This is a genomic window from Bacteroides sp. f07, assembly GCF_042854785.1.
Classification (GTDB): Bacteria; Bacteroidota; Bacteroidia; order Bacteroidales; family Bacteroidaceae; genus Bacteroides.
The window spans coordinates 893,947-911,842 of the sequence record NZ_BAABXI010000002.1 but is presented as its reverse complement, the minus strand read 5'-3'; the positions used below and the strand labels follow the sequence as shown (position 1 = coordinate 911,842).

Genomic DNA, 17,896 nt, shown 5'->3' with positions numbered 1-17,896 from the left:
AGTCAAGCTGTTAAACATCAATCCTTCTTCACCCAACCCGGGTACTTGAAGTCACACTTCTGCCAGTTTTCGTTGATGCGTACATATGTGTTTTTCTGCTTGTTCAGAATCCACTTCTGCAACATCTCTTCACGGCGTTTATCCATCACGATCTCTTTCAAGTCCTGATAATCCTCTGCGATGGTAGCTTTATGACCGTTGATTTTCGCTTTCAACTTTACGATAGCACATACTTCTTTTCCGTCCTTCTCGTTTATCATTGTAAAGGCTTTTGAAATTTCGCCTACATTCATCTTGTCTACCACCTTAGCTACATCCTGCGGAAGATCCTGCATCTGGAACTTAGAAGTCGTGACACCGGAGTTCTCGTTGATGTTCACCATGATACCGTGGTTGTTGCGGGTATCCTTATCTTGTGAGATAACGGCAGCCGCTTCGTCGAACGTGAATTTATTAGCGCGGATATCATCTGCAATAGAGTCCAGACGTGCACAAGCCTCGGTCAGTTCTTTTTCCGACACTTTCGGACGCAACAGGATATGACGTGTATTGACGCGGTCGCCACGCTTTTCAATCAACTGGATAATGTGATAACCGAATTCCGACTCTACAATCTTGGATACTTTCTTCGGATCCTGCAAGCTGAATGCCACATTCGCATAAGAAGGGTCCATCATACCACGTCCCATGAATCCGCATTCGCCACCTTTGATGGCAGATGCTTTGTCTTCGGAATACAGACGAGCCAACGTAGAGAAGTCGATTTCCCCTTTCGTCACACGGTCGGTATAGTCACGCAACCTTTTCTTCACATCTTCAATTTCCGCAATAGGAATTTTAGGTTGCAGAGTGATAATCTGCACCTCCACCTGTGTCGGGATGTACGGGATACTGTCTTGCGGAAGGTCTTTGAAGTAACGGCGTACTTCTGCCGGAGTCACCTTGATTTCCCCAACCAGTTTCTGCTGCATCTTCTGCACCGTCAGTCCGTCACGTGCATTGTCGCGCAATGTCTCACGAATCTGTGTCGCGGTTTTATTGAAGTATTCTTCCATCTTTTCTTTAGAACCAATCTGCTGGATATACATATTGGTCATCATATCTACACGCTGTATGATTTCCGCTTCGGAAACTTCGATACTATCCAGCTTTGCCTGGTGCAAGAACAGCTTCTGCACGGCAATTTCTTCAGGAATCACGCAATAAGGGTCGCCGTCGAATCTGCGTCCGTTATACAAGGCATCCATACGTGCCTCTTCTACATCTGATTTTAAAATAGCTTCGTCACCTACTACCCAAACTACTTCATCAACCACATTGTCCTGTGCATAAGTTGCCACATTAGCAAATACTGCCAGAATAAGGGTAACAACAAATCTAAAGTTCACAAACTTCTTCATTCTTTGTATTTAATAATTATATATAATCTTCTTTTTGCTTGCCGCCTGCTGATACAGATCACTCTTTACTTGTTCCATAAAACTCACCCGTTTCTGATTGACCAGCAAGTCCTTCACTTCCGCCCGGGCAAACTCATACGGTTTTTCCTCCCCTGCTCCACGATAATCGCTCACATTCAGGAAATAATGAAATGCCGTATCTTTCAGTTCCACCTGACGGTGTTTGTTCACATATTCTTCCGGCGCTTCTACTTTCAACGGAATCAAGTCCAGCACATCTGTCACCGGCACCCATTTGTCATAGAAGTATTCATATTTCACCGCATTCTGCAAACTATATTTCTCAAGACTTTCCACAGCATCCTGTTTATCCGACTTATACCATCTGCGGACATTATTCAACTGGGGAGCCGTCAGCGGCACTTTAATAAACAATCCTTTTATCAACGGGCTTTCCAGCTTAAACAGTTCCTTGTTTTTCTCGTAATACTCCGCAATCTCCTGTTCGGGAATGTCTTTCGCCAATTTCTGGTTAATCAACTCCTGCTGATAAGTATGCATAATCAACGCTTTGCGGTAATTCTCCACCAGTTTGTCCACATCCACATTATCGGGAATATTGTTTGCAGCCTTTTCATACAATAAAATCTCTTCAGCCCAGCTACGAATATAATGCTCGGCGAAGAGAATGCTATCGTCTTTTGACAGTCCGACGGGAAGTACGGACATCAAATCTTCTTTATATAAAAAGTTACCGTCCACCTCTACCAAAGGAGTCTTTCCTTTGTGGTCGCGCTGTTCTTTGCACGCCCCACAAGTAAAAAGGATAATCAGTAAGAGGACTAATATTCGCATTGGCAACTGAAATCTACTTATTTAAGGTACGAAGATAGTGAATAATCGGTTACATCAGTTATTATTAACTGTTTTTAAAACCTCTTGGTTTATTTCAACCTTACCGGACTCCTTCAATTCCCGCGTCCAATACGTGTCGAGATAGGTTCGATAATCCTTCCGCACCTGTTCTATCACTTCCCGATAATCATCCGGCCCCTTCTGTTTCCCACCGGCCACAATGGTAAAAGGATAAGACACAACAGGTTCAAATCCACCTTTCTTGAAAACCAGTTTATCTACATATTTATTGTCTCCGACGGCAAAAACTCCCTGCTCAATCTGTATCTTTTCTACCCCCGACACATTAAAAGTTTGCCGAAGTTTATCCACCCATTCATTTTCCGGCAGTTTCTTCAATATTTTTTTCGCCTGCTTGGCAGTCTTTTTGTCGGCACAATGAAGAACGGCTCCTTTATAACGCGGACTATCCCACCGATAATCCGATGAGTGAAACTTAAAATAAGTTGCCAGCCCGGCACGGTCATTCATCGCAGGCAAATCTACTTTTTGCCGTGTCACCTCTTTTATGAGATACTCTTCATCGGATTTCTGCAAAGCATAGCGGATTTCAGGATACTTTTTATCCATATTCCTGCTTTCATAATCCAACAATGACTTGGCTATAAATTCATCGAGCTGACGTTTTACAGCCTGCGGATGCGAAGCGGCAAATCGTTTGAACAGACTCCCCGTATAACGTTGCCCGTCAATGGTAAACAAAGTCTGTTCTGTTCCGCCTTTCAATAACAGTTCTTCTATACCCGCCTGATTCGGAGCATATTGCCAGTCCTTTTTCAATCGTTCCACTACTTTTCCGATAACTTTATCCGGTATCTCCCTGCGGCGCATACGTTCTGTCAGTCTATCGGCAACTTCTTCATAGGCAGGCATCTCTTTCCGGTCAATCACTTTCAGGATATGGATTCCTGCAGGAGTAAAGAACGGTTGGGATATTTCACCCTTCGACAGAGCGAAAGCCACATTCTCAAATTCGGTAGTTGTCTGCAAACTTTCTATCCAACGGCTTTGCTTATCATCCGAATACTTCTCTACCAGACGGGCGAAATCCAGTCCGGGCTGATTCTGTATCATCCGGTAGATAGAATCCATGCGGGACTTCTGTTCTTCCAAGTGCCGGGAAGTAATCGTTTGCGGCAGATATTTAAAAATCTGCATGACTTGCACTTGTCCGCTACGTGCTTGCAGTCCCATTTTCTGATATCGGGCACGGACACAGCTATCCATCACCGACTTATCTATCAGATAAGCATCCGTCAACTTAGTGCGGGCAGCTTTCTGTTGTTCACGAAAAGCGGAAGTCGTATCGAGCCCGACAGCTTTTGCCGCTTCTACCTTTTGCATGGATTGAGCGAAAAGCACCGCATACTCCTTTGGAGAAAGATTGGCATCTGCGCCAACCGCATTATGACGATACGAATATTCAAACTCCGAACGGGATATATCTCTCCCGTTGACACGCATCAATACAGGGTCTTCCTGAGCAAAGACCAAGATTGCGAAGAGACAGACACACCCTGACAACAGACTTCTTTTCATCATCTATTCTTATTTTTCCAAACAACAATAACAAGTATCCCAACCAACGAGTAATAAACAACAAACGGTGAACAGCAAACATACGCTGATTGGCACAGCTTGTTCACCGTTCACCGTTAGTTAACAGTTCACCGTTTATATTTGTTATTCCGGACGGCTATAATTAGGCGATTCACTGGTAATCGTCACGTCGTGCGGATGGCTTTCCATCACACCGGCATTGGTAATACGGGTAAACTTCGCGTCATGAAGTTTCTCAATATTAGCAGCGCCACAGTATCCCATACCTGCACGCAGACCGCCTGTCAACTGATAAACCACTTCGAAAAGCGTACCTTTGTAAGGAACACGTGCAGCGATTCCTTCCGGAACGAGCTTCTTCACGTCCGCTGTCCCACTCTGGAAGTAACGGTCTTTCGAGCCGTTCTCCATCGCTTCCAAAGACCCCATACCACGATAGGACTTGAATTTACGGCCATTGAAGATGATAGTATCACCCGGAGACTCTTCAGTTCCCGCAACCAACGATCCGATCATTACGCAATATCCACCGGCAGCCAACGCCTTCACCACGTCGCCCGAATAGCGCAAACCACCATCGGCAATCAAAGGAATGCCTGTACCTTTCAGTGCTTTCGCTACCTCATATACAGCCGACAACTGGGGAACACCTACACCGGCAACTACACGGGTCGTACAGATAGAGCCCGGTCCGATACCTACCTTCACTGCATCCGCACCTGCTTCCGCCAACGCCTTCGCTGCTGCTCCGGTAGCAATATTACCTACTACAATATCAATATTCGGGAAGCGCTTCTTCGCTTCTTTCAGTTTCTCGATAACAAATGCAGAATGTCCGTGAGCCGTATCAATAACGATAGCATCCGCACCTGCATCCACCAAAGCCTGCATACGTTCCAGTGTATCGGCAGTCACACCCACACCGGCAGCTACACGCAGACGTCCTTTGGCATCTTTGCAAGCCATCGGCTTATCTTTTGCTTTTGTAATATCCTTATAAGTAACAAGACCGATCAGCTTTCCGTCCATTCCTACAATCGGAAGTTTCTCAATCTTATGTTTCTGAAGAATCTGTGCAGCAGATTCCAAGTCGGTCGACTGGTTTGTAGTCACCAATCTTTCTTTCGGTGTCATGACCAGGTCGATATGTTTAGTCATATCTCTTTCGAAACGCAAATCTCTGTTAGTTACAATACCTACCAGATAACCTTCATCATCCACTACGGGGATACCTCCGATTTTGTATTCGGCCATAATAGCTAAAGCATCGCTAACAGTAGACCCTCTTTTAATCGTTACAGGGTCATAAATCATACCATTTTCGGCACGCTTCACAATGGCAACCTGTCTCGCCTGTTCTTCAATAGACATATTTTTGTGAATCACACCGATACCGCCTTCACGAGCAATGGCAATAGCCATTTTCGCTTCGGTAACCGTATCCATGGCAGCCGTCACAAAAGGAATTTTTAACTCAATGTTTCTTGAAAACTTTGTCGAGAGGTCGACAGTACGCGGTAAAACTTCAGAATAAGCGGGGATCAACAATACGTCGTCGTAAGTTAACCCATCCATTACAATCTTATCAGCAATAAATGACATAGGGCTATGCGTTTAAAAATTATTGCGTGCAAATATACAGTTTTTATTCAAAACAGCATACCTGCACGCCTATTTTTTTCGCTTTTTTTTAATTAGCCATTTCCGAGATGAACTTGATACGTACCAGACGAACCTCTTCTTCCGTGAAGTCGTCGCCCAATTCATCAAGCGCATCATCAATCTTATCGGTCGTAGATTCCTTGAAATAATCGTAGATATCCAGCATATGGTCTTCGTCCATGATTTCTTCCAGGAAATAGTCGATATTCAGTTTGGTTCCCGAATACACAATCGCTTCCACTTCGTCCAGCAATTCACCGAACTCTATACCTTTGGAAAGAGCGATGTCGTCCAACGCCACCTTGCGGTCAATAGCCTGAATAATAGCCACTTTCATCTTCGACTTATTGGCAACGGTACGTACGCGCAAGTCTTCAGGACGCTCTATTTCATTCTCTTCGCAGTGACGCTTAATCAGCTTACAGAACTCTTCACCGTAGCGTTTTGCCTTTCCGGCACCTACACCGGGGATATTTTGCAGTTCATCCAGAGTCACCGGATAGATAGTAGCCATCGCTTCCAAAGACGGATCTTGGAAAATCACATAAGGCGGAACTTCCAGTTTCTTCGATAGCTTCTTCCGCAGGTCCTTCAACATTGAATAGAGAGCCGGGTCTACCGCACAAGAGCCACCGCCGCGTGCCGGTGCTTCTTCCTCCACCTCTTCAAAGTCATTGTCCTCGGTAATCTTGAATGATTTAGGCTTCTTCAGGAACTTGTGTCCTTCTTCCGTCACCTTCAGCAGTCCGTAGTGTTCAACATCCTTGCTCAAGTAACCCGCTATAAGAGCCTGGCGAATCACTGCATTCCACGTTTTGTCTTCTTCGCCCATACCGGAACCGAATACTTCGAGATCTTCATGCAAATGCGCCTGTACTTCCGAAGTTTCTTTACCTTGTAGTATGTCTATTATATAATCTGCTTTAAAATTTTCTTTCACCGCGATAATCGCTTCAATCACGGTACACAATAATTCTTGAGCCTCCACTTGTTTCTTAGGGTTTAAACAGTTGTCACAATTTCCACAATTCTCTTCCGTGTATTCTTCACCGAAATAATGTAGCAATGTCTTGCGTCGGCATACGGAAGATTCGGCATAAGCAGCGGTTTCCAACAGAAGCTGCTTGCCAATTTCCTGCTCTGCCACAGGTTTTCCTTGCATGAACTTCTCCAGTTTCTGCAAGTCTTTGTTTGTATAAAAGGTTATGCACTGACCTTCACCGCCATCTCTGCCGGCACGTCCTGTCTCCTGGTAATATCCTTCCAGACTCTTCGGAATATCGTAATGAATCACAAAACGCACATCGGGCTTGTCTATCCCCATACCGAAAGCGATAGTAGCCACTATGACATCCACCTTTTCCATCAGGAAGTCATCCTGATTCTTGGTTCTCGTCAACGAGTCCATCCCCGCATGATACGGACGCGCATTGATTCCGTTTGCCTGAAGGATTTCGGCAAGTTCTTCCACTCTTTTCCGGCTCAGGCAATAGATGATACCTGACTTTTCCGGATTGTTCTTGATGAACTTGATTATATCCCGGTCGATATTGCCGGTCTTCGCGCGTACCTCATAATATAGGTTCGGGCGGTTGAACGAGGATTTGAAGACTTGAGCGTCTACCATTCCCAGATTCTTCTGGATATCATGCTGCACCTTCGGCGTTGCCGTTGCAGTAAGCGCAATCAACGGAGCTTTTCCTATTTCATTGATAATAGGGCGGATCCGCCGGTATTCGGGCCGGAAATCATGTCCCCACTCGGAAATACAGTGAGCTTCATCTACCGCATAGAACGAAATCTTCACTGAACGCAAAAATTCTACGTTTTCTTCCTTTGTCAACGACTCAGGCGCCACATATAGCAATTTTGTCTTTCCGGCAAGGATGTCCGACTTCACTTGGTCTATCGCACCCTTATTCAATGAAGAGTTGATAAAATGGGCAATACCATCTTCTTCACTGAAATTACGCATGGCATCCACCTGGTTCTTCATCAACGCAATAAGCGGTGAAATAACAATAGCCGTACCTTCCATCAAGAGTGAAGGTAGCTGATAGCATAAAGATTTCCCGCCGCCGGTAGGCATCAGCACAAAGGTATCCTTACCACTGAGCAAATTCTGGATGATTGTCTCTTGGTTCCCCTTGAACTTATTAAATCCGAAATACTTTTTCAGTTCATCTGTTAAATTAATCTTCCCTGCCATCTTAACTTAGGTTGTTTTATTCAGTTCATGGTTTAACTTTAAGTAAGCTCTCTTTTTCAAGAGAGCCAAACAAAGTTATAAACAACTTCGTAATTACCAAGCAAAATGTGACTAATATTTTCAAGAAAATACAGAAACAATCATTTTCAGTCGCCTTACACCTTGATTTTAAGCGGTTTGCAGTCGTGCCATATTCGCTTTTTCCAGTTGATGTTTCGCATAATCCAGCGTCACCTCATACTCTTTTTTGCTCTCTGAAGGGATTTCAAACATGACATCCATCATGATTGTCTCCACAATAGAGCGCAAACCACGGGCACCGAGCTTGTATTCCACAGCCTTGTCAACGATATATTCGAAGACAGACTCTTCAAATGTCAGCTTGATGTCGTCCATCTCAAACAGTTTGACATACTGCTTGATAATAGAGTTCTTCGGTTCGGTAAGGATAGCACGAAGTGCATCACGATCCAGCGGATTGAGGTAAGTCAGCACCGGAAGACGCCCGATAATTTCGGGAATCAGCCCGAATGACTTCAAATCCTGAGGAGCGATATACTGCATCATGTTATTCCTGTCTACCGCTGCAGTTTTCTGCGAAGCCGTATAACCAACGACGTGCGTATTCAACCGTTGCGCGATTTTCTTCTCGATGCCGTCGAAAGCACCGCCACAGATAAAGAGGATATTCTTGGTATTCACCGGAATCATCTTCTGGTCGGGATGTTTACGCCCACCCTGAGGGGGAACGTTCACCACGGAACCTTCGAGTAATTTCAGCAATCCCTGTTGCACACCTTCACCGCTCACGTCGCGAGTGATGGAAGGGTTGTCACCTTTACGGGCAATCTTGTCGATTTCATCGATAAACACAATACCCTGTTCCGCTTCCGGCACATTATAATCCGCCACCTGGAGCAGGCGGGTAAGAATACTTTCAATATCTTCGCCCACATAACCGGCCTCCGTCAATACCGTAGCGTCCACAATCGTAAACGGCACGTGCAGCAACTTGGCAATGGTACGTGCCAGCAACGTCTTTCCGGTTCCGGTACTACCCACCATAATGATATTAGATTTTTCAATCTCCACATCATCGCCACTGTCCTTTTGCAACAGGCGCTTATAATGGTTATAAACCGACACGGAAAGGAAACGTTTCGCATCATCCTGTCCGATTACATACTGGTCGAGGAATTTCTTGATTTCGACCGGCTTGGGTAGTTCTTTTAAATTGAGTTTGGTAGCTCCGGCGCTTTTCTTGCTTTCACCCAACGCTTCCTGAGTAATCTCATAAGCCTGAGTGGCGCAACTGTCGCAGATGTAGCCGTGCATTCCCGTAATAAGGAATCCGACTTCATCCTCCGACCGGCCGCAGAAGCTACACTTTTTCTTTGTCCTTGAATCAGCCATTTTTATTTTTTAATCAATACCTCATCAATCATACCGTACTCTTTTGCTTCCTGAGCTGTCATCCAGTAGTCGCGGTCTGAATCCGCCCATACTTTATCGAAGTCGGTATGCGAGTGGTCGGCAATAATCGTATAAAGTTCTTTCTTCAATTTCTGAATCTCACGGGCAGTGATTTCAATGTCCGAAGCCTGCCCCTGCGCACCGCCCATCGGCTGGTGAATCATCACGCGCGAGTGGGGCAACGCAGAACGTTTGCCTTCGGCACCAGCCACCAGCAATACAGCCGCCATCGAAGCCGCCATACCTGTACAGATGGTAGCGACATCGCTAGAGATAAACTGCATAGTGTCGTAAATGCCCAGTCCGGCATATACACTTCCGCCCGGAGAGTTGATATAGATAGAAATGTCCTTACCCGGATCAACGGAATCCAAATACAACAACTGCGCCTGAAGCGTATTTGCCGTATAGTCATCCACTTGTGTACCGAGGAAAATGATGCGGTCCATCATCAAGCGTGAGAAAACGTCGAGTTGAGTTACGTTCAACTGCCTTTCTTCCAGAATATAGGGATTCAAATACCCGGCTTGTGATTTAATCACATCATCCAATACCATGCCATTCATTCCTAAATGCTTGGTTGCGTATTTTCTAAAATCATCCATGTTAATTGTTCCTTTCTTAAAATTAAAAATAAACGTAAGTACAAAGAAACGAAAAAGAATACAGAGACACAAAAAAACACAGAGTTATAATTTTATAAAAACTCTGTGTTTCTGTGACTTTATATTCTATTCAACCGAACGATTATTCAAACATCTTATTGAAATCTTCGATAGAAACGTTCTTGTTTTCCAAAGTTACCTGTGCTTTCAGTGCAGCAGCCAACTTCACTTCTACAACGCGGCTTACCAGGTTGTTGATAGTCTCTTTCTTCTTCAACATCTCCTGTGCATAGTTGTCGAGCACATCTTCAGGAACAGACAACATACCGTATTGAGCAAACTGAGCCTTCGTTGTGTCTTTAGCCATCTTCAGAACATCTTCCTGGTCTACCTTGATTTCATTCGCTTCTACCAACTGTTCCTTAATCAGGTGCCAAGTCAGTTCTTCAATGCTCTTGTCATAGTTTTCAGCAACATATTCTTCGCCTTTTTCCTCGTTGTTCAGCAGCATGATACGTTTCAGCAGTGTGTCAGAAAATTCCAGCTTGCCTACTTTCTCCATTATCATCTTACGAACGTCAATCAGGAATTTATAATCGCTGTCAGCAACGAATCTTGCTGCGATTTCTTCTTTAATCTTAGCGCGGAATTCTTCTTCAGTCTTCACAACGCCTTCGCCAAATGCCTGGTCGAACACTTCCTGAGTCAGTTCACCCGGAACAAAACGAGTGATTTCCTCTACCTGGAAGCTGAAGTTTGACTGAACGTCCTTGGCGATTTCCTTGTCGATTTTCAACAAAGAGCCCAATTCCGCAGCGTTTCCGTCATAAGCAACATTCGGGTTGAACACCAATACATCGTTCACCTTCGCATTAGCGAAAATAGCTTTCTGTTCGTCGTTCTTCATATAAGAAGGCATCATTACCGCACCTTCTACCTGAATACCGCCTTCTTTCGTGTTACCATCTTCGTCCAACTGGGCCAACAGACCTTTCACCATGTCGTTGTCTTCGTAAGCATCCACCTTGTCGTACTTGCCGGTACGTTGAGTGTACATCTTCACCTGGTTGTCGATCATTTCCTCAGATACTTCGATCGTATAATAATCTACTTTATCCTGAGCGCTTACTTCTGCCTTGAATTCTGGTGCCAAAGCGATGTCGAACACGAAATCGAACTCATCCATTGTATCGAAATCGATATTCTGCTGCTTTTCTTCGTTAGGCAACGGTTCGCCCAACATATTCACCTTATTTTCCTTAATATAATTGTAAACAGCTTCTTGCAGTGTCTTATTCACTACTTCTGCAATTACAGACTTACCATACATTTTTTTAATAAGACTCACCGGAACCATACCTTTGCGGAATCCCGGGATTTGTGCCTTCTGACGGAGTGATTTCAACTCTTTGTCTACTTTCTCCTGATAGTCGGCTTTCTCAAGCTTCACAGTAAGCTCAGCGCTTACTTTGTCAATGTTTTGTAATGAAACGTTCATTCTGACAATTATTTATTTGATTTATACTTTGTTCTATACTCAAATGAGGGTGCAAAATTAGTGCTAATCTTTTAAATTTCAAAAGACATTGCAGATTTATTTCGAATCTATTTAGCATATACACATAACAAATCGCTGATAAACAATACTTCATTGCAACAATCGTTCTCTTTTTTTCTCATTTCCTGCAAATTAAATCTACAAAAAGATGGTCAATCCAAAAATTATTCTTTTCTTTGTCACGGATTGATGGACCATTAGTTTCTCGATTTGATTACAAGGTTTTTACTTCCGTTCCAAAAACGCTTTTGTAAACTCTCTGTCGTTTTAATCCTTTTATTAGTAACCATCTATCCAGAGAGTTTTATTCATTTATTTATTTTTTATCATTTTCATTATGAACATTTATGTTGGAAACCTTAACTACCGTGTTAAGGAAGGAGATCTGCAACAAGTGATGGAAGATTACGGAGCAGTATCATCAGTTAAAGTTGTTATGGACCGTGAAACCGGTAAATCAAAAGGATTCGCTTTCATCGAAATGGAAGACGATGCTGCAGCAGCAAAAGCTATCGCAGAATTGAACGGAGCTGAGTACATGGGACGCACTATGGTAGTTAAAGAAGCTAGACCTAGAGCTTAATTGCCGACGCTACATAGCTAAGAAAAAAAGAAACTTCTGTCACCCGTTGACAGAAGTTTTTTTATGGTCTTATTTCTTTTTTATCGCCTTATTCCAGTCTCCCCCCCGGCTCAGCCTTCCATGTTCTGCATCTCAAGGTCTTTCACCTTGCGAAGCAAGTCCGAAGCAAAGATAAAGTTATTCAGGCGTTCGTTGGTAGAGGTGAATATATCGTCTTTCGTCCCTTCCCACTCTTTATGCCCCTCATAAATATAAATCACCTTTTCACCGATTCCCAACACAGAGTTCATATCATGCGTATTGATAATCGTAGTCATATTATATTCCTGGGTAATATCGTGAATCAGGTCGTCAATCACCAACGAAGTTTTCGGGTCCAGTCCCGAGTTCGGCTCGTCGCAGAACAAGTATTGCGGGTTCAGGGCAATGGCACGTGCGATAGCGACACGCTTCTGCATACCGCCACTGATTTCTCCGGGAAACTTATCCTTCGCTTCAGTCAGGTTGACACGGTCCAGACAGAACATCGCCCGCTTGGTACGCTCGCGCAAGGTGTCATTGCTGAACATATTCAAGGGAAACATCACATTATCCAGTACCGACAAAGAGTCGAACAGAGCGGCACTCTGGAAAATCATTCCCATCTCCTTGCGAAGCATCTTCTTCTCTTTCTTCCCCATCATCACGAGATTCCGGCCGTCATACAGTACTTCCCCCTTCTCGGGAGTAAGCAGCCCCACGATACATTTCATCAATACCGTCTTACCGGAACCGCTCTGACCGATAATCAGGTTTGTCTTTCCATTCTCAAAGTCCGCATTGATATCGTTCAACACCGTCTTATCATCGAACGATTTATATAGTCCTTTAACCTCAATCATTCCATCAAAAGTTTAGTTAATATCAAATCCGCAAACAGAATCAAGACACTGCTAGACACTACGGAATCCGTAGAAGCCTTTCCCACGGCAATCGAACCGCCTTCCACCGTGTATCCGAAGAAAGCGGACACACTTGCAATGATAAAGGCGAAGAAAAGAGACTTGATGATACCCGCCCAGATGAACCACTCATTAAACATATACTGCAAACCATATTCGAGGTCGACAGCGTTCATCACTCCGGCAAACCAGCAGGTACAAAAGGCCCCGATAATACCGGCAAAGATACTGAATGTCACCAATATGGGAATGACGGTCACCATAGCCGAAATCTTAGGCAGTATCAGGTAATTGGCGGAATTGACTCCCATAATTTCGAGCGCGTCAATCTGCTGCGTCACCCGCATTGTTCCCAATTCCGAAGCAATGTTCGATCCCACCTTACCCGCAAGAATCAGACACATAATGGAAGAAGAAAACTCCAGCAACATAATTTCGCGGGTCACGTATCCCACTGTCCATCGGGGCATCCACGGACTTTCGATATTCAACTTAATCTGAATGGTAATAACCGCGCCGATGAAAAACGAAATCAACAGCACGATTCCAATGGAGTTCACGCCTAGCTGCTCCAACTCGTTAAGGTATTGCCGGAAAAACATACGCATACGCTCGGGACGGGAGAAAGTCCGTCCCATCAGCATGAAATATCTCCCGACGGTTCTCAATGCTTTTATCATAACTCACACTATTTGTCTGCAAATGTACATTATTTCGGCTTATTTTTACTACATTTGCCGCAAAATAACTAGAATATGGAAGAAAGCAAGATGGTGCTCCGCACGGAAGACCTGGTGAAAAAGTACGGTAAACGAACCGTTGTAAGCCATGTTTCCATCAATGTGAAGCAAGGTGAGATTGTGGGTTTGCTGGGTCCGAACGGTGCCGGCAAGACGACTTCATTCTATATGACCGTAGGATTGATTACCCCGAATGAAGGACGTATCTTCCTCGATGACCTGGAGATTACCAAATATCCGGTTTACAAACGGGCGCAAACGGGAATCGGCTACCTTGCACAGGAAGCCTCTGTATTCCGCCAGATGAGTGTGGAAGACAATATTGCCGCCGTGCTCGAAATGACTAACAAGCCCAAAGAATATCAGAAGGAAAAACTCGAAAGCCTGATAGCGGAATTCCGCCTGCAAAAGGTACGCAAGAACAACGGTAACCAGTTGTCCGGTGGTGAACGCCGCCGTACGGAGATTGCACGCTGCCTTGCCATCGACCCGAAATTCATCATGCTCGACGAGCCTTTTGCCGGTGTCGACCCGATTGCCGTAGAAGATATCCAGCAAATCGTGTGGAAACTGAAAGACAAGAATATCGGTATCCTGATTACCGACCACAACGTACAGGAAACGCTTAGTATCACCGACCGTGCCTACCTGCTTTTCGAAGGAAAGATTCTTTTCCAGGGCACACCTGAAGAGTTGTCCGAGAATCAGATTGTACGCGAAAAGTACCTGAGCAACAGCTTTGTGTTGCGTCGTAAAGATTTCCAGTTAGAGAAATAAAAGAAATAAAAATCTCCAATAAAAAAACTCCCGGAAGCGTCATGTTTCCGGGAGTTTTTTTATTGGAGATATATCTTATTTCTGTCGGATGTAAATATTAACCGGCGTACCAGTCAAGTTCCACTTCTCACGCATCTTGTTTTCGAGGAAACGTTTGTAGGGCTCCTTCACATATTGCGGCAGGTTGGCGAAATAAACAAATGAAGGCACCTGTGTATTCGGCAACTGTGTGATATATTTAATCTTGATATATTTGCCTTTGTTTGAAGGGGGCGGATACGCCTCGATCAACGGAAGCATCTCTTCATTCAGACGGGCGGTAGGTATCTTTGTTGTCCGGTTCTCATATACGTTGCGCGCCTCTTCAAGCACTTTCAGAATACGTTGCTTCGTCAATGCAGAAGCAAAGATAATCGGGAAATCGACAAACGGAGCAAAACGGGAGCGGACAGCATCTTCGAAAGTCTTCTGCACTTTCACGGATTTATCTTCCACCAAATCCCATTTATTGATAACGACTACCAAGCCTTTCTGATTCTTCTGAATCAGAGAGAAGATATTCAAGTCCTGACTCTCAACCCCTCTCGTAGCGTCCAGCATCAGAATACAAACATCCGAACCTTCGATGGCACGAATCGAACGAATCACAGAATAGTATTCCAAGTCTTCATTTACCTTGTTCTTCTTACGGATACCGGCTGTATCCACCAGATAGAAGTCAAACCCGAATTTATTGTAACGGGTATAGATAGAATCGCGGGTTGTTCCGGCAATCTCAGTCACGATGTTACGGTCTTCACCGATAAAAGCATTCACGATAGAGGACTTTCCGGCATTCGGACGTCCCACTACGGCAAAACGAGGAATCTCGTCATCCAGAATCTCGGAAGCTTCTTTCTTGAATTTGCTGACAATCAAGTCCATCAAATCCCCCGTACCACTTCCCGTGATAGCAGAAATACAATAAGGGTCACCCAATCCCAGTTTATAAAATTCAGGGGCATTATACTGCAACTCATGGTTATCCGTCTTGTTGGCAACCATAATCACCGGACTTTTGGCACGACGCAAGATAGCCGCCACCTGCATATCCAAGTCAGTCACTCCGTTCATCACATCCACCACGAACAGAATCACGTCCGCTTCATCTACAGCCAGCAACACCTGCTTACGGATCTCCTCTTCGAATATATCGTCAGAGTTCACCACCCATCCACCGGTATCCACCACGGAAAATTCACGGCCCAGCCACTCGGACTTGCCATATTGTCTGTCGCGGGTTGTGCCCGCCTCTTCATTCACAATAGCCCGACGAGATTTCGTCAGACGGTTAAATAAGGTAGACTTGCCCACATTAGGGCGTCCTACAATTGCAACTAAATTACTCATAGTTCAATACCTTGTTTTTTTCACGACTATCCCAGTCGCATGAATACTCTTAATCTAACTGATAACCGAAATTACGCAATTCCTTATCCGAACTGCGCCAATCCTTATCAACTTTCACATACGTTTCCAAGTAAATGGTCTTCCCGAAGAAACGTTCCAGTTCACGGCGGGCTTCGGTAGCAACCTTCTTCAGCGCCTTTCCCTGCTTACCGATAATGATTCCTTTCTGCGAATCACGTTCCACGTAGATTATTGCACGAATCTGAATCTTCTTCGGCCCTTCCTTAAACTCTTCCACAACCACTTCTACCGAATAGGGAATCTCCTTGTCATAGTACAGCAGAATCTTTTCCCGAATAATCTCATTCACAAAGAAACGAGCAGGCTTGTCCGTCCACTGGTCTTTCCCGAAATAAGGGGGAGATTCGGGCAGCAACTCCTTGATCCGCTTCATCACATAGTCCACGTTAAACTTGGATGCTGCGGAAATCGGAATAATCTCAGCCTGCGGAAGCAGTTCTTTCCATTCTTCCACCAACTTGACCAGCTTCTCCTGGTCGGTAAGGTCAATTTTATTAATGAGCAGAAGTACAGGCACGGTCATCTCACGCACCTTTGCCATAAACTCATTATTCTTATCCGGTGTCTCTACCACATCAGTCACATAAAGCAAAACATCCGCATCCGTCAGTGCCGAAGTAGAAAAGTTCAGCATAGACTCCTGTAGCTTGTAATTGGGTTTCAATACTCCCGGAGTATCAGAAAAAACAATCTGCATTTCATCCGTATTATAGATTCCCATAATGCGGTGACGAGTAGTCTGCGCCTTGAAGGTGGCAATCGAGATACGCTCACCTACCAAAGCATTCATTAATGTCGATTTTCCGACATTCGGATTTCCTACGATGTTTACAAAACCAGCTTTATGCATTTCACTTCATTTTATTGGTTGAGACAAAAAAACGCATCGAATCGAAATAGGATGCGTTTTTGAGTGTTATAGTTCAGTAACTAAGTTACTATTCCTTCTTTCCGTCATAACCCCACTTCACGTAAACCGCGCCCCAGGTAAATCCGGCACCGAATGCTGTGAAAATGATGTTATCGCCTTTCTTGAGTTTATCTTCATAATCCCAGATACACAAAGGAAGCGTACCGGCACTTGTGTTGCCGTAGTGTTCAATATTCACCAGCACTTTGTCCATCGGCACTTCCATGCGATGAGCCACTGCTTCGATAATACGAACATTTGCCTGATGCGGCACAATCCAGTCGATAGTCTCTTTCGTCAATCCATTCTTTTCTGCGATTGCCGCAGAAACATCCGACATACTGGAAACAGCATATTTGAATACTGTTCTTCCTTCCTGATGCAGATAATGCATCTTATTGTCTACTGTGAAATAAGACGGCGGACAAACCGATCCACCCGCTTTCATGTGAAGGAAAGGCAAACCTTTACCGTCCGTTCTCAGTATCGAATCCATAATACCATAATCTTCCGTGGTGGGTTCTACCATGAAGGCAGCAGCACCATCACCAAAGATAGGGCAGGTAGCACGATCTGTATAATTAACCATTGACGACATCTTATCAGCGCCGACAATGATAATTTTCTTATATCTTCCCGAACGGATAAAATTCGCAGCCGTCTCCATCAAATACAGGAAACCGCTACAAGCAGCCTGCAAATCAAAAGCAAAGGCATTCTTCAGTCCGAGTTTATCGCAAAGAATAGAAGCTGTAGAAGGGAAGTGATAGTCAGGAGTACTAGTAGCCACAATAACCAAATCAATGTCGTCAGGATTGGCACCAGTTTTTTTCATCAACTGCTTGGCAGCTTTACGCGCCATATACGAGCTACCTAATCCTTCCTCATTCAGAATATGTCTTTCCTTTACTCCAATACGAGTCATAATCCATTCATCGTTGGTATCCACCATCTTTGATATCTCGTCATTCGTCAAGATATAATCGGGAACATATCCGCCGACTCCTGTGATTACTGCATTTATTTTTTCCATCAAACCTATTTTAAATTAGCAATACTATAATACTTAAAGCAGCCGGAGAGATTTACCCTC

At 44.4% G+C, this 17,896-nt stretch carries 15 protein-coding genes; 2 read left to right on the top strand and 13 right to left on the bottom strand.

Going from position 1 to position 17,896, the window contains the following annotated elements; all coding sequences use genetic code 11:
* Positions 1-17: 17 nt before the first annotated feature.
* The 8 genes from ACGHVY_RS18520 to tig all read right to left on the bottom strand — a co-directional run bounded on the left by ACGHVY_RS18520 (position 18) and on the right by tig (position 11,322).
* Positions 18-1,400, bottom strand: a complete 1,383-nt coding sequence (locus tag ACGHVY_RS18520) for a peptidylprolyl isomerase (protein WP_390600558.1) — start codon at positions 1,398-1,400, stop codon at positions 18-20.
* A 9-nt stretch (positions 1,401-1,409) separates the two neighbouring features.
* Positions 1,410-2,255 (bottom strand): peptidyl-prolyl cis-trans isomerase, encoded by an 846-nt coding sequence (locus ACGHVY_RS18515; RefSeq protein WP_390600555.1) that lies wholly within the window; start codon positions 2,253-2,255, stop codon positions 1,410-1,412.
* Positions 2,256-2,309: 54 nt separating this feature from the next.
* A complete protein-coding gene (locus ACGHVY_RS18510; RefSeq protein WP_390600976.1) occupies positions 2,310-3,854 on the bottom strand; it encodes a peptidylprolyl isomerase in 1,545 nt (514 codons plus the stop codon).
* Between the two features lie 144 nt (positions 3,855-3,998).
* The gene (guaB, locus tag ACGHVY_RS18505) at positions 3,999-5,477 is read right to left on the bottom strand and encodes an IMP dehydrogenase (RefSeq protein ID WP_390600553.1); all 1,479 of its coding nucleotides are present in this window, start codon (positions 5,475-5,477) and stop codon (positions 3,999-4,001) included.
* A gap of 88 nt (positions 5,478-5,565) precedes the next feature.
* The gene (gene recQ / locus ACGHVY_RS18500) at positions 5,566-7,746 is read right to left on the bottom strand and encodes a DNA helicase RecQ (RefSeq protein ID WP_308747091.1); all 2,181 of its coding nucleotides are present in this window, start codon (positions 7,744-7,746) and stop codon (positions 5,566-5,568) included.
* A 168-nt stretch (positions 7,747-7,914) separates the two neighbouring features.
* Positions 7,915-9,159 (bottom strand): ATP-dependent Clp protease ATP-binding subunit ClpX, encoded by a 1,245-nt coding sequence (gene clpX / locus ACGHVY_RS18495; RefSeq protein WP_390600551.1) that lies wholly within the window; start codon positions 9,157-9,159, stop codon positions 7,915-7,917.
* A 2-nt stretch (positions 9,160-9,161) separates the two neighbouring features.
* Positions 9,162-9,824, bottom strand: coding sequence for an ATP-dependent Clp endopeptidase proteolytic subunit ClpP (gene clpP, locus ACGHVY_RS18490; RefSeq protein ID WP_004297164.1), 663 nt, complete (start codon positions 9,822-9,824; stop codon positions 9,162-9,164).
* A gap of 142 nt (positions 9,825-9,966) precedes the next feature.
* The gene (gene tig / locus ACGHVY_RS18485) at positions 9,967-11,322 is read right to left on the bottom strand and encodes a trigger factor (protein WP_308747093.1); all 1,356 of its coding nucleotides are present in this window, start codon (positions 11,320-11,322) and stop codon (positions 9,967-9,969) included.
* A 397-nt stretch (positions 11,323-11,719) separates the two neighbouring features.
* Between tig and ACGHVY_RS18480 the strand changes: the two genes are divergently transcribed.
* Positions 11,720-11,965 (top strand): RNA-binding protein, encoded by a 246-nt coding sequence (locus ACGHVY_RS18480; protein ID WP_004297160.1) that lies wholly within the window; start codon positions 11,720-11,722, stop codon positions 11,963-11,965.
* Between the two features lie 110 nt (positions 11,966-12,075).
* Here the strand turns inward: ACGHVY_RS18480 and ACGHVY_RS18475 are convergent, their stop codons facing one another.
* Together ACGHVY_RS18475 and ACGHVY_RS18470 are read right to left on the bottom strand one after the other, a co-directional pair.
* Positions 12,076-12,846, bottom strand: a complete 771-nt coding sequence (locus ACGHVY_RS18475) for an ABC transporter ATP-binding protein (RefSeq protein ID WP_308747094.1) — start codon at positions 12,844-12,846, stop codon at positions 12,076-12,078.
* On the bottom strand, positions 12,843-13,586 hold the full coding sequence (locus ACGHVY_RS18470) for an ABC transporter permease (protein ID WP_308747095.1): 744 nt from the start codon (positions 13,584-13,586) through the stop codon (positions 12,843-12,845). The genes ACGHVY_RS18475 and ACGHVY_RS18470 overlap by 4 nt, the downstream gene beginning before the upstream one ends.
* Before the next feature lie 75 nt (positions 13,587-13,661).
* Between ACGHVY_RS18470 and lptB the strand changes: the two genes are divergently transcribed.
* A complete protein-coding gene (gene lptB, locus ACGHVY_RS18465; RefSeq protein ID WP_044654979.1) occupies positions 13,662-14,423 on the top strand; it encodes an LPS export ABC transporter ATP-binding protein in 762 nt (253 codons plus the stop codon).
* Between the two features lie 75 nt (positions 14,424-14,498).
* Here lptB and der read toward each other — a convergent pair whose 3' ends face one another.
* From der to ACGHVY_RS18450, 3 genes are all read right to left on the bottom strand, one after another.
* Positions 14,499-15,812 carry a ribosome biogenesis GTPase Der gene (gene der, locus ACGHVY_RS18460; RefSeq protein ID WP_308747096.1) on the bottom strand — a complete coding sequence of 438 codons (1,314 nt, stop codon included), beginning with the start codon at positions 15,810-15,812 and terminating at the stop codon, positions 14,499-14,501.
* Between the two features lie 49 nt (positions 15,813-15,861).
* Positions 15,862-16,743: a GTPase Era gene (era, locus tag ACGHVY_RS18455; RefSeq protein WP_308747097.1), complete on the bottom strand. Its 882-nt coding sequence runs from the start codon at positions 16,741-16,743 to the stop codon at positions 15,862-15,864.
* An 88-nt stretch (positions 16,744-16,831) separates the two neighbouring features.
* Complete coding sequence (locus tag ACGHVY_RS18450) at positions 16,832-17,836, bottom strand: beta-ketoacyl-ACP synthase III (RefSeq protein ID WP_308747098.1); 1,005 nt, start codon at positions 17,834-17,836, stop codon at positions 16,832-16,834.
* Positions 17,837-17,896 lie beyond the last annotated feature (60 nt).

Coding starts and splice junctions, on each gene's coding strand:
- ACGHVY_RS18520 (WP_390600558.1), bottom strand. CDS start 1,400: ATGAAGAAGTTTGTGAACTTTAGATTTGTTGTTACCCTTATTCTGGCA.
- ACGHVY_RS18515 (WP_390600555.1), bottom strand. CDS start 2,255: ATGCGAATATTAGTCCTCTTACTGATTATCCTTTTTACTTGTGGGGCG.
- ACGHVY_RS18510 (WP_390600976.1), bottom strand. CDS start 3,854: ATGAAAAGAAGTCTGTTGTCAGGGTGTGTCTGTCTCTTCGCAATCTTG.
- guaB (WP_390600553.1), bottom strand. CDS start 5,477: ATGTCATTTATTGCTGATAAGATTGTAATGGATGGGTTAACTTACGAC.
- recQ (WP_308747091.1), bottom strand. CDS start 7,746: ATGGCAGGGAAGATTAATTTAACAGATGAACTGAAAAAGTATTTCGGA.
- clpX (WP_390600551.1), bottom strand. CDS start 9,159: ATGGCTGATTCAAGGACAAAGAAAAAGTGTAGCTTCTGCGGCCGGTCG.
- clpP (WP_004297164.1), bottom strand. CDS start 9,824: ATGGATGATTTTAGAAAATACGCAACCAAGCATTTAGGAATGAATGGC.
- tig (WP_308747093.1), bottom strand. CDS start 11,322: ATGAACGTTTCATTACAAAACATTGACAAAGTAAGCGCTGAGCTTACT.
- ACGHVY_RS18480 (WP_004297160.1), top strand. CDS start 11,720: ATGAACATTTATGTTGGAAACCTTAACTACCGTGTTAAGGAAGGAGAT.
- ACGHVY_RS18475 (WP_308747094.1), bottom strand. CDS start 12,846: ATGATTGAGGTTAAAGGACTATATAAATCGTTCGATGATAAGACGGTG.
- ACGHVY_RS18470 (WP_308747095.1), bottom strand. CDS start 13,586: ATGATAAAAGCATTGAGAACCGTCGGGAGATATTTCATGCTGATGGGA.
- lptB (WP_044654979.1), top strand. CDS start 13,662: ATGGAAGAAAGCAAGATGGTGCTCCGCACGGAAGACCTGGTGAAAAAG.
- der (WP_308747096.1), bottom strand. CDS start 15,812: ATGAGTAATTTAGTTGCAATTGTAGGACGCCCTAATGTGGGCAAGTCT.
- era (WP_308747097.1), bottom strand. CDS start 16,743: ATGCATAAAGCTGGTTTTGTAAACATCGTAGGAAATCCGAATGTCGGA.
- ACGHVY_RS18450 (WP_308747098.1), bottom strand. CDS start 17,836: ATGGAAAAAATAAATGCAGTAATCACAGGAGTCGGCGGATATGTTCCC.